Raw genomic sequence first — 14,011 nt, forward strand, 5'->3', positions numbered from 1 at the left:
GCGGGGTGCTGTCTGTTAGCATTTCGGCCCGGCGCCGGTAAACCTGAGCCGGGGCGGGCAAACTGCCCGCTCATCACCGTCACCCGGGCTGCTCGCCCGCCAGGGACGACTATCACCAGTTACAGGTCGGACGGTGCAGGCGCACCGCCACGGGGGAAGCTGCATGGAATTCTGGGTCGCCGTCCAGGCGTTGATACTGGGCATAGTCGAGGGCCTGACCGAGTTTTTGCCCATCTCCAGCACTGGCCACCAGATCATAGTCGCCGACCTGATAGGTTTTGGCGGGAAACGCGCTGAAGTCTTTAATATCGTCATCCAACTGGGCGCCATTCTGGCGGTGATCTGGCAATACCGGCAGAAGATACTCGAGATTGTCCTGGGCTTGCCCCGCGAGCCCCAGGCGCAGCGGTTCACCGGCAACCTGCTGGTGGCCTTCTTTCCGGCCGTGGTGCTGGGCGTACTGTTCGCCGATGCGATCCACCAGTATCTGTTCAACCCGATCACGGTTGCCGTGGCCCTGGTAATCGGCGGGCTGATCATGCTGTGGGCCGAGCGGCGCACGCACCGGATCGAGGTGGAAACGGTCGACGACATGACCTGGCAGCATGCCCTGAAAATTGGCTGCACCCAGTGCCTGGCGTTGGTGCCTGGCACCTCGCGCTCTGGCGCGACCATTATCGGTGGGTTGGTCTTCGGGCTCTCGCGCAAGGCGGCCACCGAATTCTCGTTTTTCCTGGCGATGCCGACCATGGTCGGTGCCACGGTCTATTCGGCGTACAAATACCGGGAGTTGTTCCAGCCGGGGGACCTGGCGGTGTTCGCCATCGGCTTCGTCACGGCGTTCGTCTTCGCCATGTTGGCGGTGCGGGCGCTGCTGAAATTTATCGGCAGCCACAGCTATGCCGCGTTCGCCTGGTACCGGATCGCCTTTGGCCTGTTGATTCTGGCCACCTGGCAATTCGGCCTGATCGACTGGTCGACGGCCACGGCCTGATCGATGCGATCAATGTGGCAAGCTTCGCCGGGCGCATAAGGCTGCGGGCCAGGGCGTCCTCTGCCACAGTGGAGCCCGGTTTAACGGGAGCGCCTTATGCCGGGTATCGATCATCGTTTGCTGGACGTCAACGGCATCCGCCTCAGCCTCTACGGCGCCGGCCCATCTGCGGCTCGGCCGCTGTGGCTGTTGCACGGTTTTCCGGAATGCTGGCACGCCTGGCGGCAGCAGATCGCGCCTCTGGTGGCCGCTGGCTATCGCCTGTGGCTGCCGGAGATGCGCGGTTATGGCCGCAGCAGTGCGCCATCTGACCCGGCGGCCTATGACCTGATCACCCTCTGCGCCGATATCCAGGGTGCCATGGATGCCCTCGGCCAGCGCGAGGTGGCCGTGATCGGCCACGATTGGGGCGCTCCGGTGGCCTGGCACCTGGCGTTGCTGGAGCCGCAGCGGGTGAGGGCGGTGGCCGGCCTGGCGGTGCCCTTTGGCGGCCGTCCAAAACGGCCGGCTATCGAGACCATGCGCCGGTTCCACGCCGAGGGCTTTCATTACATCCTGTATTTTCAGGCCCCGGGGGTGGCGGAGGCGGAGATGGACGCCGATCCCGCCCGCACCCTGCGCCTGATGCTGCACAACTGCTCGGGCGCGGCGCCCAAGGATTTTTTTCTGCAGCAAAAACCGGCCGGGGCGAGGCTGTTCGACGGTCTGCAGGATCCCGGCCAGCTGCCGTCTTGGTGTGACGCCGAGGCGTTCGCGCATCTGCTGGCGACCTTCGAGGGCCGGGGGTTTTACGGCGCCCTGAACTGGTACCGTAACTTCGAACGCAACTGGCAGCGCACCGAGGCGCTGCAGGATCGCTCGATCGAACAACCCGCCTTGTTTCTGCTGGGCGAACGGGACCCGGTCGGTACGCTGGAGGCCTATACCCTGGAGCAGATGCCCAAGTGGGTACCCCGGCTGCTGCAGCAGCGGCTGGCCAATGCCGGGCATTGGTTGCAGAACGAGGCCGCCGCCGAGGTTAACGGCTACCTGCTGGCGTTTCTGGCCCGCCACTACCCGGCGTAGCCTGACCGCGAGGAAAAGCACCGTCCGAGGCGGTAGGGCGGCCTCGGCCAGCCCGCCAATCGGCCAGCTCGCGGTGCAGTCCAGCGACAGCCCATCCCTGTTGGCCCGTTTCAACAGTCCAGCAGCAATCCCACCTGGCGGATTTTCGGCAAGCGTTTGACCACCAGTTGGTGGGAACGGGTCAGCAGCGACTGCAGTTCACCGTCGCTCAGGGCGAAGGGCGGCGCCAGGCTGACCCAGCGCGCCCGGGCCAGGTAAGGCGCCGGGCGAAAGCCGGGACGCTCGACAAAACCGAGAAACAGCTCATCGTCGACCTTGAACGCCAGGTCCTGGCCAAGAAAATCCAGAATGGCGAACATCTTGGTGCCGGCGATGGAGAACACCCGGTTGTCGCCCCACTTGAGGTCCTCACGGACACCGGGCAGGGATCGGCAAAAGATCGCAATGGCTTCGGAATTCATCTCCACTCCTTGGGCAGGCCGTCGCGAAATGCTTCGCTCAGGTGTTCGATCCAGGCACGCACCGCGGGCAGCATGCCGCGCCTGTGGGTATAGACGGCCTGCAGCTGGGCGCTGGGTAGCGCCCACTCCGGCAACAGGCGGATCAGGCTGCCGTTGTCCAGTTCCGCCTGGCAGAGCAGCTGCGGCAGCAGGGTGAAACCCAGGCCGGCCAGGGCCGCGGTCTTGCGCACGCTAAAGTCGTCGATGCCCAGGCGCGGCTCCAGCACCACTTCGCGGCGCAGGCCCAGGTCATTCTGAAAAGCCAGATGCACCTGGCGATCCACTTCCACGGCACCCAGCACCGGCACCTGGCGCAAATCGTCCGGCGTCTCGAGCCGCAGACCCTGCACCAGGGCGGGTGCCGCGACCAGCAGGGCCTGAGTCGGGTAGTGCAGCTTGCGGGCGATCAGCGCGGGATCCTGGTCCTCGTCGCCGCGCACGCGCAGGGCCACGTCCACCGCCTCGTCCAGCAGGTCGACCCGCTGGTTGGTCAGCAGCATCTCCAGGCGCACCAGCGGATAGCGTGCGATAAAGTCGCTGATGATCTGCGGCAGCTGGGTATGGGCCAGTGCAACAGGGCAGGAGACCCGTAGCCGTCCGCGCGGCTCGCTGGTCAGGTGGGTGACCGTTTCGTCGGCCAACTCGGCCTCGTGCAGCATCGCCTGGCAGTGCTGCAGGTACCGCTGGCCCACGTCGGTCAGTGCCAGCTTGCGCGTGGTGCGCTGCAGCAGGCGCACGTCCAGGCGGGTTTCCAGTTCGGCGATGCGCCGCGACAGCCGCGACTTGGGGATGCCCAGCAGGCGGCTGGCAGCGGTAAAACCGCCGTGCTCGACCACCTTGGCAAAGTAGTACAGGTCGTTGAGGTCGTGCATGGCGCTCGTCTACCGGGGGATGGACGCAGACTACCGAATCGCGGTGCAGGGGAACAGGCGCAAGGCGTTTGCGCCCGTGCCGCAGGCGGGTCCCTTAGGCTAGGCTGTGCCTTCCCCCACGCGGAGCTTTGTTATGACGCATTCGATGTATTTATCCAGCATCCCGGTCTTTATGCGTATGTTCGACAACCTGTCGGCGATCCTCGGCAAGGCGCTGGCCCATGCCCAGGCGCAACAGTTCGATCCGGCCCAGCTGCTGGAGGTGCGCCTGGCCGCGGACATGTATCCGCTGCCGCGGCAGATCCAGATCGCCACCGACAGCGCCAAGGGCTGCGCCGCACGCCTGGCCGGTCTTGAAGTGCCCAGCTACGCCGATACCGAAACGACGCTCGCCGAACTGCAAGCGCGTATCGCCAAGACCCAGGCGTTTCTGCGCGGCATCACCCCCGAGCAATTGGACGGCAGCGCCGAGCGCGAGATTCGGCTAAAGGTCGGCGGCCAGGAGTTGCAGTTCAGCGGCGCGGATTACCTCAACGGCTTTGTGCTGCCCAATTTCTATTTCCACCTCACCACGGCCTATAACCTGCTGCGCCACCAGGGCGTGCCCTTGGGCAAAATGGATTATCTGGGCGGGGTGTAATCGTCGGGTCATTGTATAGATTGTCCCACTGGTGGGACGATTCGTCGCGATTAGCCTGACTAATCCCAGGTTAGCCGCGCGACTACCATGGCGCCCATGCCCCTTGCCGACCGGCAAGCCCGACTTGGAGATGACCATGAAACTCTTGCACCTCGATGCCAGCATCCTTGGCGACCACTCGGCCTCGCGCGACCTCAGCCGCGCAGTGGTCCAGGCCTGGCAGGCCGCCGAGCCTGCCGCCGAGCTGACTTACCGCGACCTGGCCAGCGACGCCATCAGCCACCTGTCCTCGGCCAGCCTGCTGGCGGCGGGCACCCCGGAGCAACTGCGCGACGCCGCCCAGCAGCACGAGGTCCACCTGAGCGACACCACGCTAAGCGAGTTCCTGGAGGCCGATGCCCTTGTCATCGGCGCGCCCATGTACAACTTCAGCCTGCCGACCCAGCTCAAGGCCTGGATCGACCGCATCTCGGTGGCGGGCAAGACCTTCAGCTACGACGAAAACGGCCCCAAGGGCCTGGCGGGTGGCAAGAAGGTGGTGATAGTCGCCACCGCCGGCGGCCTGCATGCCGGGCAGCCGAGTGGTGAGGCCCATGACCCCTACCTGGAGCGGGTCCTGCGTTTTCTCGGCATCACCAATATCGAGGTGGTGCGCGCCGAAGGCCTGGCCTATGGCGAGGCGCCGCGTGCCGCGGCGCTGGACGGGGCTCGCCAGCAGATCGGTGAGCTGTTCGCCGCGGCGTGAGTCGCGGCCGGCTGCGACTGCCAGTCTAAAAAAAGCCCCGCAGTGCGGGGCTTTTTCGTGGCGCAAGCCGGCGCCGTTACTTACCGCTCACCAGGGGGCTGGCATTGAGAAAGCCCCAGATAAAGTCGGTTTGCATCACCAGCATCTTGGGTTTTGTGTTGTTGTCGTTGTAGAACCAGAACTGCTCGGGGATGCCCCGGTGACTGCGGGCATAGCCGAAGTCGGTCAGGTCGCGCTCGAACACCGAGAGGGCAGTGAAGGTCGCTTTGCCATCTCCGGTGGGAGCGACACCCGCCCGCGCATGGCAGCCGATGCAGCTCGATCCATCCATAAAGCCTGCTTCGGTCACCGAGTTGCCGAGCAGGGTGGGCTGGCCGATGGAGTTGACGAAATCAACCTGGGAGCCCTTGAGACGGAAATTGCGCCAGGCGCCGTCCTCCTTGTCCGGCTCGTAAGTGCTGGTGCTGCTGCCGGTGCCGATATTCAATTCCGTTAACAGCTTGTCCCACTCCGGGCGGACGCTTTCCAGTGGGTAGCCCTGGTCGGTATTGAAGACCGTATTCGGCGAATTCAGCTGGTCGCCATGCTGGTTGGGCGTGACGTAGTTGGTGGCGGTACCGGCGGGCTTGTTGGGGTCGACGCTGGCGTAGCCGTAGCCGTCGTTGCAGCCGGTGATGTCGCAACGGCCCGGCAGGGCAACATGCTCGAAGGTGGTCCAGACCCAGTTGGGGGTGTCCTTGGAGGAGATATGGAACGCCAGCAGGTGATGCACCCCTTCGAGGTTGCATTGCTGCGCCGTCTGGCTGATACCCAGGGCTTTCAGGTCGATCTGGGTCTGCAGCGACTTGCTGATATACAGCTTGGGGTCGTCCGGCAGGCCCAGGGCCATGGCCAGGTCGTGGTGCAGCCAGTTGCTCTTGAGCATGATGGCGTCGGGTGGCAGGTCGACCCGGTACAGCGACCCGGGTTTGCCCGACTGGTTGGCCCGCCGGTAGGGGGCGTCGTTCTGCAGGTTGGCCTGGTTGGCGTCGAACACCGTCAGCGCACCGTTGGCGTTGTACAGGTTGTTGACGAACAGGTAGTCGTGAAACACCTGGTTGCGCACGGTCAGTTCGGCGTTGGTCTGGCGGATCACCCGGCCGATGCTCTCGGCGTCGGCCGGGTTGAAGGCCTTGAGAATTTGCGGCACCAGGTCTTGTGTGGCGCCATTGACCGGTACTGCGCTGCAGGACGGCGCGGGCGCCGAATCCCCCAGCAGCGGCTGAGCCGCCGTCATGCCGTTGAGGGGGGTGAGCTGGTCATGGAAGGGCAGCCGGGTGTCGCGTTGCACATCGGGGTCGTCGAGCAATGCCTTGGCATCTTCGCCACTGGCCTGGGTCAGCTTGAGCAGTTTCGGCCCATGCCGGGTGCCAGGGTAGATCGGGCAATGCGCCGCATCGTTATCGGCGGCACCGGGCTGGCAGCAGGCATCCTTGCCCGCGGTCTGCCCGGACTGGCAGAGCGCATAGGGTTTGGCCGGCCAGTTGTCATTTTCATCGGCCCAGTTGGACCAGAAGCCGTCCTGAATGACGGTGGCGAAGAGTTTCCAGGAAAACATGTCCGGACAGGTCATGGCCGCATTGCTCAGCGGTTTGCCGGTCGCGTTGTTGAGCGGCAGCAAGGCGCCGTCGCGTACGGCCATGGAGCAGTACTCGGCATCCTTGAGGGCGGCCTGGAAATACAGGGTGGCGTCGATGCCGGTCGGTTTGTAAGGGTCGGCGTAGGCCGCTTGCAGGCTGCTTAAAGCGGCACAGGCCAAGGCACTGAGCCAGACATGGGGGCGTAAGATCATAGCGTTTCCCTCTGCATACGATTCGCGGTGAACCAACTGATAGGGTGCAGCTGACCGGCCGTGTACGGCGCTGACCGGCCTGACGCAGGACAACGACTTTCCTTGGGCGCAGCGGCGAGCCTGCCAGGCCATCGGAGAGGCAGGCATCAGCGTAGCAGTCGTCTGGGCGACGGATGGCAGAGGGGCAAAAAAGGGGGGTAGGGCTGCCCGCAGGCGGGCGCCGGCGCCCGAGCGGGCGCCGACGCGGGAGAAGAGGCGGGTTAGACCAGCACGCCCTGGCTGCGCAGGTAGTCGTCGTAGCTGCCGCTAAAGTCGATCACGCCACTGGCCGACAGCTCGATGATGCGCGTGGCCAGGCTGGACACGAATTCGCGGTCATGGCTGACGAAGATCAGCGTGCCCGGATAGTTCTCCAGCGCCAGGTTCAGCGACTCGATGGATTCCATGTCCAGGTGGTTGGTCGGTTCGTCCATCACCAGCACGTTGGGCTTTTGCAGGATCAGCTTGCCGAACAGCATGCGACCCTGTTCGCCCCCGGAAATGACCTTGACCGACTTGAGGATCTCGTCGTTGGAGAACAGCATGCGGCCCAGGGTGCCGCGCACCACCTGCTCGCCACCCTGGGTCCACTGGCCCATCCAGTCGAACAGGTTGCAATCGTCGGCGAAGTCGTCGGCGTGGTCCTGGGCGTAGTAGCCCAGTTCGGCGCTGTCGGTCCACTTGACGGTACCGGCATCCGGGCTCAACTCACCGACCAGGGTGCGCAGCAAGGTGGTCTTGCCGATACCGTTCGGGCCGATGATCGCCACTCGCTCGCCGGCTTCGACCTGGAAGCTGAAATTCTTGAACAGCGGCTTGCCGTCGAAGCCCTTGGCCATATGCTCGACCATCACCGCCTGGCGGTGCAATTTCTTGGTCTGCTCGAAGCGGATAAAGGGGCTGACCCGGCTGGATGGCTTGACCTCGGCCAACTGGATCTTGTCGATCTGCTTGGCCCGTGAGGTGGCCTGTTTGGCTTTCGAGGCGTTGGCCGAGAAGCGGCTGACGAAGTTCTGCAGTTCGTTGATCTGCGCCTTTTTCTTGGCGTTGTCCGACAGCAGCTGCTCGCGCGACTGGGTGGCGGCGGTCATGTACTCGTCATAGTTGCCCGGGAACAGCCGCAGCTCGCCGTAATCCAGGTCGGCCATATGGGTGCAGACGCTGTTGAGGAAGTGCCGGTCGTGGGAAATGATGATCATGGTGCTGTTGCGACCGGTCAGGATATTTTCCAGCCAGCGGATGGTGTTGATGTCCAGGTGGTTGGTCGGTTCGTCGAGCAGCAACACTTCCGGATCGGAGAACAACGCCTGGGCCAGCAACACGCGCAGTTTCCAGCCGGGGGATACTTCGCTCATCGGGCCGAAATGCTGCTCCAGCGGAATGCCCAGGCCCAGCAGCAGCTCGCCAGCGCGGGACTCGGCGGTGTAGCCGTCCATCTCGGCGAATTCGGTTTCCAGCTCGGCCACGGCCATGCCGTCGTCTTCGCTCATCTCCGGCAGCGAATAGATGCGATCGCGCTCGGCCTTGACCTTCCACAGTTCCTCGTGGCCCATGATCACGGTGTCGATCACCGTGAATTGCTCGTAGGCGAACTGGTCCTGGCGCAGCTTGCCCAGACGCACGTTCGGCTCCAGCATCACTTGCCCGCCGGAGGACTCCAGATCGCCGCCGAGGATCTTCATAAAGGTCGACTTGCCGCAACCGTTGGCGCCGATCAGGCCGTAACGGTTGCCACCGCCGAACTTGACGGAAACGTTCTCGAACAGCGGCTTGGCGCCGAATTGCATGGTGATATTGGCGGTGGAGATCACGAATCTTTGTCCAGAAAGCGGGCGCGCGAGCGCGAAAGGGGCGCGATTGTAGCGGTTTGGGCGACGAAAAGGCAGTCATCCGGGACGGGTGGCCAAGCGAAACCTGGCCGGGATGGTCCAGTGAAGATCATGAGTGGCCCATTGACCGGACCTCAGTCGTGCAAGACTGCGAGTAAAGAGGCTTTACTGTCCCTCGTTGTCATAAGGTTTCCAACCGCTCGACCATATCCGGGAACTGTTCGACCAGCTTGATCAGCAGCACCGCCTGAGTGTTGGGTTTGGATTTGTCCTGCTCCCAGTTACGCAAGGTGCTGGGGTTGGTTCGAAGGCTGCGGGCGAAGACCGCCTGGGACATATGCAGTCTCTTGCGCAGGGCAATGATTTCAGTTGCAGACACCTCGAGGGCTGGCTTGTCCTCTACATCGAATTGGCGCAGGGTGATCTTGCCCTCGCGGTGCGCCGCTATTTCCGCTACGCCTTGCAGCATCTCGGTGAACAGATCGCGTTTCTTCATCGGGCACCTCGTGCTTTCAGTTCTTGGGTGATGGCCGGCTTCAGGGCTTTTTCTTGGTCGGCGGTCAGGTTCTCCAACTCGTCCTTGTCGTAAATGGCGAACATCCAGAACTGGCCGTCACCCAGCAGCCAGTAGTAGATAACGCGCAAGCCGCCGCGCTTGCCTTTACCACGTCGGTTATCCGCCCAACGTAGCTTGCGGAAGCCGCCCGTTCGGGGCACGAGATCGCCCGCTTGTGGATTAGCGAGCAACTCGCCCTGTAAGTGACGGTACTCGTCATCCGTCAGGTAGTTGCCCACCGTAGCGGTGAACGCGGACGTTTCCAGAAAGGTGGCTTTCATGGCTTAACTATAAGCAAGTTGCTTATAGGTGGGCAAGCCTATCCGGGCTTGAGCCGTACCACTTGTCGCCATGGTGCGAGGGCAGTCTTGGTCCGTCTAGCGGCTTTGGCGTAGCGCTGGGTTTCGCCAGACGCCGGCTCTACGCCAGCCTAAGGGTATCGCCGAATCAACTTTCGAGAGTGTCGCAGCAGATGCCTCGTGCGCTTAATTTTCTGCGCGGCCGGTCGCTTTACTCCCGTGGAACCATCAATAATCTGAGGGGTATGGGCGCGATGCGGGAACATGAACGGATCGTCTTTCGCTCCATTTTTCGGATCAAGGTCAGGTTGAGCGGCAGCAGCAGTCTGCTCGGCTATGTCGGGGATATTTCCTTCGGCGGCCTTCGGCTGATCGGCGATGAGCCCATCGAGCCGGGCAGTCGCTTCGCGATCGAGGTGTCGATGCGCGATGGCGAGGGCCAGCTGCATCAAGCCACGGCCGAGGTGATCTGCCAGTGGACGCGGGAAAACCCGCGCAGCGGCCATCAGGAATCGGGTGTGGCGCTGGAGAAGATTTCCGCTGGCTTCCATGCCCTGGTCAAGCGCATCCGGGCCCAGCGCAGGCTCCCTGCCGAGGAGAGCAGTCGCGAGCCGTCAGCCTAGGCTGCCGAGTATGTTCACGCCGATACGGTCGGGAATCTCGTTCTGCGACAGCACGTGCAGGCCGGGGCTGAACACCCGCGCGTAACGCGCCAAGAGTGGGCGTAGTTGCGGCGCCACGGTCAACACTGGCGGGTGGCCTTCCTTGCGCAGCCGCTCCTTGACCACCGGCATGGCCTGCTGCAGCTGGTTGAGCAGGTTGGGCTCGACCGGAATGTTGTCCAGGCTCACCGGGCCCGCCTGCTGGGCGATGGACAGTGCGCCGAGCAGGGTGTTCTCCAGGTTGTTGTCGAGGATGAACACTGCCAGTTCCTGACGCTCGCCGGCGATGGCGCTGATGATGCTGCGGCGCAGGGCGAAGCGCACGTCGGCGGCCAGCAGCAGCGGGTCCTTGGTGCTCTCGCTGGACTCCAGCAGGGTACTGGCAATGGTGACGATGTCCCGCAGCGGCACCTGTTCCAGCAGCAGTTGGCGGTAGACGCGGTGCTGCAGGCTGTAACTGAGCTGGTTCTTCAGGTTTTCTGCGAGCTTGGGCGCCTGCGCCGCCAGGCGCTGCATCAGGTGTTCTACATCGTCGTGCTTGAAGATGTCAGGCAGATGCTCGCGGACCACCTTGTTCAGATGGGTGGCGATCACCCCGGCACAGTCGACCACCTGGTAGCCCAGGTTGAGCGCGCGCGGCTTGTCCTCCGGCAGTATCCACACCACCTGCATGCGGTAGGCCGGGTCGTTGCCGAGGATGCCGTCGATCTCGCCGTACAGTTCCGGCGAGGGAATCGCCATCAGACGGTCGGCCTGCAGCTCGGCGCCGTCGATGCGTTCGCCGTTGATATGGATGCTGTACTGCGCGGCCTTCAGGCGCAGGCTGTCGCGGATCTGGATTTCCGGCAGGAGAAAGCCCAGGCCTTCCGAGAGGGTCTGGCGCACCCCGCGCACGCGCTGCACCAGCGGTGCGCCGGACGACTCGCTGACCAGGCCGACCAGCTTGTAGCCGAGCGACACCGACAGCCGCTCGACCAGCGGGATATCCTCCCAGGCCATGCTCTGCGCGCGCTCCTTCTCCATGGCCTGGCTCAGTGCCTCGACCTGCTCCAGCTCGGCGCCTTCGCTCGGCGCCGGGTTGCGCGAGACGGACCAGCCGACCAGGGCAATCAGCGCGGCGAAGCTGAAGAAGGCCACATGCGGCATGCCTGGCACCAGGCCGAGGACGAACAGGATGCCGGCCACGGTGTACAGCACCGACGGCGAGGCGAGCATCTGCCGGTGCACCAGGCTGGTGATCTCGGCTGACTCGTTGACCCGGGTGACGATGATCGCCGCCGCGGTGGACAGCAGCAGCGCCGGGATCTGTGCCACCAGGCCGTCGCCGATGGTCAGCAGGGCGTACTGGTGGAAGGCTTCGCCGCCCGGCAGGTTGTAGACGAACACGCCGATGGCCACACCACCGAACAGGTTGATCATAAGGATCAGGATGCCGGCGATGGCGTCGCCGCGGACGAACTTCGAAGCACCGTCCATGGCGCCGTAGAAATCCGCTTCCTTGGCCACGTCGGAGCGCCGGCGCTTGGCCTCGGCCTGGTCGATCAGGCCGGCGTTGAGGTCGGCGTCGATCGCCATCTGCTTGCCGGGCAGGGCGTCCAGGGTGAAGCGTGCGGTCACCTCGGAGATGCGCTCGCCACCCTTGGTGACGACCATGAAGTTGACGATCATCAGGATCACGAAGACGATCATGCCGACGATGATGCTGTCGCCGATCACCACATGGCCGAAGGCCTCAATCACCTTGCCCGCGGCGTCCACGCCGGTGTGGCCCTCGAGCAGCACCACGCGGGTGGACGCCACGTTGAGCGACAGGCGCAGCAGGGTGGTGACCAGTACCACCGTCGGCAGCAGGGAGAAGTCCAGCGGGCTCTTCGACGACACGCTGACCATCAGCACCAGGATCGCCAGGCCGATGTTGAAGGTGAACAGGATGTCCAGCACCAGCGGTGGCAGGGGCAGGATGATCATTGCCAGGATCGACAGGATCACCATGGGGATGCCGATGCGGCCGCTGCGCAGGGTCGGCAGCAATTGTTGCAGTAGGTTCATGCGTGTCCCTTGTTGGCCAGGCTGGCGGGTATGTCGAACTGCCGGCTGAGTTCCGGCTGGTTGCGACGTCGGCCCTGGCGGTAGGCCTTGAGTTGAAGGATGTAGGTCAGCACCTGCGCCACGGCCTTGAACAGCGCGTTGGGGATCTGCTGGTTGACCTGGGTGCTGAAATAGATGGCGCGGGCCAGCGGCGGCAGCTCCAGCACGTCGAGTCCGTGCTTGGCGGCCAGCTGGCGAATGAACAGGGCCGTCTCGTCGACGCCGCGGGCGATTACATAGGGGGCCTGGGCCTTCTTCATGTCATAGCGCAGCGCCACCGCGTAGTGCTGCGGGTTGACGATGACCACGTCGGCCTCCTTGATCACCTTGCCGATCTGCCGATGCAGCAGCTGACGCTGCAGCTGCTTGATGCGCGCCTTGACCTCCGGCCGACCCTCCTGGCTCTTGTGCTCCTCGCGCAGATCCTGTTTGGTCATGCGCAGTTGCTTGAGGAAGAAGAAGCGCTGCAGGGGGATGTCGACCAGCGAGAACAGGATAAACACCAGCAGCAGGCTGATCGCCAGGTCCAGGCTCAGGCCCAGGGTGCCGACTATGGCGCTGTGGATATCGCCACGCTGCAGGGCCAGCAACTGCGGAAAGGTCTCGCCGATCAGCGACCAGGCGACCACGGCCAGCAACACGATCTTCAGTAGCGACTTGCCCAGCTCGCTGAAGTTCTGCATGGAAAACATGCGCTTGAGCCCCTTCAGCGGGTTGAGCTTGTCGGCCCTGAAGGAGAAGTTCTTGCTGGCGAATACCCAGCCGCCGGGCACCAGGGCGAACACGCAGACCAGTAGCGGTGTGATCAGCAGCGGTGCGAGCAGGTGGACCAGCAGCAGGATGTTGTGGCTGATGATCAGGTCGAGGTCATCCAGGCTCATTTCGCCACGGCTGAGGTCCAGGTAGGACAGGCGAAAGCTTTGCTGCAGGCCGGCGAGGAAATAGGCGCCGCTGAGCTTGAGGGTCAGCAGGGTGACCAGCAGCGACACCGTGGTCGCCAGGTCCTTGGAGCGGGCGACCTGGCCTTCCTCGCGGCTCTTCTTGAGCTTGTGCTGGGAGGCCTCTTCGGTCTTTTCCTGGGAGCTGTGTTCAGCCATGGGCAGACGCTCGCAGCAGGTTGCCGAGGGTGTCGAGCAACTCGCGGGTCAGGTGCAGGTAGCTACCGGGCACGTCAGCCAGGGTCAGCAGGATACACAGCAGACCCACCAGGGTGGCCATGGGGAAACCCAGGGAGAACAGGTTCATCGACGGTGAGATACGGTTGAGCAGGCCGAAGCCGAACTGCACCAGGGTCATGCAGAACATCACCGGCAGGGTGATCAGCAGGGCAGCCGAAAGCACCCAGGCGAAGGCATAGATCAGCGTTTCGAAGCCCTGGTACTGCAAGCCGCTGCCCACCGGCCAGTAGAGGAAACTCTGGTAGAACACGCTGACCGAGAGCAGGTGGCCGTCGATGCAGAAGAACAGCAGCACCAGCAGGACGAAGTACAGCTGCGAGATGATCGACGCCGAGGATACCCCGTTCATCGGGTCGTTGTAGCGTGCCATGGTCATGCCCATCTGGGTGGAGATCACCTCGCCGACCAGGGCGAAGACCACGAACACCAGCTGTAGCGCGATGCCCAGCAGGGCACCGATGGTGAGCTGTTCCAGGGTGGTGAGCAGGCCCTGCAGGGACAGCGGTTCGATGGCCGGCACCGGGGGCAGCGAGGCGCCGAGGCTGGCGCTGAGGATCAACGCCAGCAGCAGCCGTGGCCGCAGTGGCAGCGCTTTGTGGCCGAACATCGGCGCCAGGCTGAACAGGGCCAGCAGGCGGCAAAACGGCCACCAGTAGGTGTTCAGCAGGGGCAGGAACTGGTCGCTTGCCAGCAGGGCGTGGGGGTTCGGCATG

The 14,011-nt window shown here is 63.9% G+C and carries 14 protein-coding genes; 5 read left to right on the forward strand and 9 right to left on the reverse strand.

The features are described 5' to 3' along the window. Nucleotides 1-163: 163 nt before the first annotated feature. Both ABWY06_RS01450 and ABWY06_RS01455 read left to right on the forward strand, forming a co-directional pair. Nucleotides 164-994 (forward strand): undecaprenyl-diphosphate phosphatase, encoded by an 831-nt coding sequence (locus ABWY06_RS01450; protein ID WP_353923779.1) that lies wholly within the window; start codon nucleotides 164-166, stop codon nucleotides 992-994. A 96-nt stretch (nucleotides 995-1,090) separates the two neighbouring features. Then, entirely contained in the window at nucleotides 1,091-2,059 is a 969-nt protein-coding gene (locus ABWY06_RS01455) for an alpha/beta fold hydrolase (protein WP_353923780.1), read from the forward strand. 110 nt (nucleotides 2,060-2,169) lie between these two features. On the opposite strand, the gene ABWY06_RS01460 is transcribed toward ABWY06_RS01455, so the two are convergent. Both ABWY06_RS01460 and ABWY06_RS01465 read right to left on the reverse strand, forming a co-directional pair. Further along, nucleotides 2,170-2,520: an MmcQ/YjbR family DNA-binding protein gene (locus tag ABWY06_RS01460; RefSeq protein WP_353923781.1), complete on the reverse strand. Its 351-nt coding sequence runs from the start codon at nucleotides 2,518-2,520 to the stop codon at nucleotides 2,170-2,172. Further along, nucleotides 2,517-3,431, reverse strand: a complete 915-nt coding sequence (locus tag ABWY06_RS01465) for a LysR substrate-binding domain-containing protein (protein WP_353923782.1) — start codon at nucleotides 3,429-3,431, stop codon at nucleotides 2,517-2,519. Before ABWY06_RS01465 ends, ABWY06_RS01460 begins: the two co-directional genes overlap by 4 nt. Nucleotides 3,432-3,564: 133 nt before the next feature. On the opposite strand from ABWY06_RS01465, the gene ABWY06_RS01470 reads away from it, so the two are divergent. Both ABWY06_RS01470 and ABWY06_RS01475 read left to right on the forward strand, forming a co-directional pair. After that, on the forward strand, nucleotides 3,565-4,071 hold the full coding sequence (locus ABWY06_RS01470) for a DUF1993 domain-containing protein (RefSeq protein ID WP_353923783.1): 507 nt from the start codon (nucleotides 3,565-3,567) through the stop codon (nucleotides 4,069-4,071). A gap of 136 nt (nucleotides 4,072-4,207) precedes the next feature. Continuing rightward, nucleotides 4,208-4,816 (forward strand): FMN-dependent NADH-azoreductase, encoded by a 609-nt coding sequence (locus tag ABWY06_RS01475; protein WP_353923784.1) that lies wholly within the window; start codon nucleotides 4,208-4,210, stop codon nucleotides 4,814-4,816. Between the two features lie 76 nt (nucleotides 4,817-4,892). Here the strand turns inward: ABWY06_RS01475 and ABWY06_RS01480 are convergent, their stop codons facing one another. The 4 genes from ABWY06_RS01480 to ABWY06_RS01495 form a co-directional block, all read right to left on the reverse strand. Beyond that, the gene (locus ABWY06_RS01480) at nucleotides 4,893-6,647 is read right to left on the reverse strand and encodes a hypothetical protein (RefSeq protein ID WP_353923785.1); all 1,755 of its coding nucleotides are present in this window, start codon (nucleotides 6,645-6,647) and stop codon (nucleotides 4,893-4,895) included. A gap of 260 nt (nucleotides 6,648-6,907) precedes the next feature. Next, the gene (locus ABWY06_RS01485) at nucleotides 6,908-8,497 is read right to left on the reverse strand and encodes an ABC-F family ATPase (protein ID WP_353923786.1); all 1,590 of its coding nucleotides are present in this window, start codon (nucleotides 8,495-8,497) and stop codon (nucleotides 6,908-6,910) included. A 199-nt stretch (nucleotides 8,498-8,696) separates the two neighbouring features. Next, a complete protein-coding gene (locus ABWY06_RS01490; protein WP_353923787.1) occupies nucleotides 8,697-9,011 on the reverse strand; it encodes a helix-turn-helix domain-containing protein in 315 nt (104 codons plus the stop codon). Continuing rightward, nucleotides 9,008-9,352: a toxin gene (locus ABWY06_RS01495; protein WP_353923788.1), complete on the reverse strand. Its 345-nt coding sequence runs from the start codon at nucleotides 9,350-9,352 to the stop codon at nucleotides 9,008-9,010. The genes ABWY06_RS01490 and ABWY06_RS01495 overlap by 4 nt, the downstream gene beginning before the upstream one ends. Before the next feature lie 191 nt (nucleotides 9,353-9,543). Here ABWY06_RS01495 and ABWY06_RS01500 point away from each other — a divergent pair, with 191 nt between their 5' ends. Further along, the gene (locus ABWY06_RS01500; RefSeq protein ID WP_353923789.1) at nucleotides 9,544-9,993 is read left to right on the forward strand and encodes a PilZ domain-containing protein; all 450 of its coding nucleotides are present in this window, start codon (nucleotides 9,544-9,546) and stop codon (nucleotides 9,991-9,993) included. On the opposite strand, the gene ABWY06_RS01505 is transcribed toward ABWY06_RS01500, so the two are convergent. From ABWY06_RS01505 to fliR, 3 genes are read right to left on the reverse strand one after another with little or no spacing between them, the layout of a single operon-like run. Beyond that, entirely contained in the window at nucleotides 9,985-12,081 is a 2,097-nt protein-coding gene (locus tag ABWY06_RS01505; RefSeq protein WP_353923790.1) for a flagellar biosynthesis protein FlhA, read from the reverse strand. The genes ABWY06_RS01500 and ABWY06_RS01505 overlap by 9 nt on opposite strands. Next, entirely contained in the window at nucleotides 12,078-13,217 is a 1,140-nt protein-coding gene (gene flhB / locus ABWY06_RS01510; RefSeq protein ID WP_353923791.1) for a flagellar biosynthesis protein FlhB, read from the reverse strand. The genes ABWY06_RS01505 and flhB overlap by 4 nt, the downstream gene beginning before the upstream one ends. Then, complete coding sequence (gene fliR / locus ABWY06_RS01515; RefSeq protein ID WP_353923792.1) at nucleotides 13,210-14,010, reverse strand: flagellar biosynthetic protein FliR; 801 nt, start codon at nucleotides 14,008-14,010, stop codon at nucleotides 13,210-13,212. The genes flhB and fliR overlap by 8 nt, the downstream gene beginning before the upstream one ends. Between the last annotated feature and the right edge of the window lies 1 nt (nucleotide 14,011).

It is taken from the genome of Pseudomonas sp. (assembly GCF_040514055.1).
Taxonomy (GTDB): Bacteria; Pseudomonadota; Gammaproteobacteria; order Pseudomonadales; family Pseudomonadaceae; genus Aquipseudomonas.

Excerpts from the sequence above, each read along its gene's own strand:
- ABWY06_RS01455 (WP_353923780.1), top strand. The coding sequence starts at position 1,091 with ATGCCGGGTATCGATCATCGTTTGCTGGACGTCAACGGCATCCGCCTC.
- ABWY06_RS01480 (WP_353923785.1), bottom strand. The coding sequence starts at position 6,647 with ATGATCTTACGCCCCCATGTCTGGCTCAGTGCCTTGGCCTGTGCCGCT.
- fliR (WP_353923792.1), bottom strand. The coding sequence starts at position 14,010 with ATGCCGAACCCCCACGCCCTGCTGGCAAGCGACCAGTTCCTGCCCCTG.
- ABWY06_RS01460 (WP_353923781.1), bottom strand. The coding sequence starts at position 2,520 with ATGAATTCCGAAGCCATTGCGATCTTTTGCCGATCCCTGCCCGGTGTC.
- ABWY06_RS01495 (WP_353923788.1), bottom strand. The coding sequence starts at position 9,352 with ATGAAAGCCACCTTTCTGGAAACGTCCGCGTTCACCGCTACGGTGGGC.
- ABWY06_RS01490 (WP_353923787.1), bottom strand. The coding sequence starts at position 9,011 with ATGAAGAAACGCGATCTGTTCACCGAGATGCTGCAAGGCGTAGCGGAA.
- ABWY06_RS01470 (WP_353923783.1), top strand. The coding sequence starts at position 3,565 with ATGACGCATTCGATGTATTTATCCAGCATCCCGGTCTTTATGCGTATG.
- flhB (WP_353923791.1), bottom strand. The coding sequence starts at position 13,217 with ATGGCTGAACACAGCTCCCAGGAAAAGACCGAAGAGGCCTCCCAGCAC.
- ABWY06_RS01505 (WP_353923790.1), bottom strand. The coding sequence starts at position 12,081 with ATGAACCTACTGCAACAATTGCTGCCGACCCTGCGCAGCGGCCGCATC.
- ABWY06_RS01475 (WP_353923784.1), top strand. The coding sequence starts at position 4,208 with ATGAAACTCTTGCACCTCGATGCCAGCATCCTTGGCGACCACTCGGCC.
- ABWY06_RS01465 (WP_353923782.1), bottom strand. The coding sequence starts at position 3,431 with ATGCACGACCTCAACGACCTGTACTACTTTGCCAAGGTGGTCGAGCAC.
- ABWY06_RS01450 (WP_353923779.1), top strand. The coding sequence starts at position 164 with ATGGAATTCTGGGTCGCCGTCCAGGCGTTGATACTGGGCATAGTCGAG.
- ABWY06_RS01500 (WP_353923789.1), top strand. The coding sequence starts at position 9,544 with ATGCCTCGTGCGCTTAATTTTCTGCGCGGCCGGTCGCTTTACTCCCGT.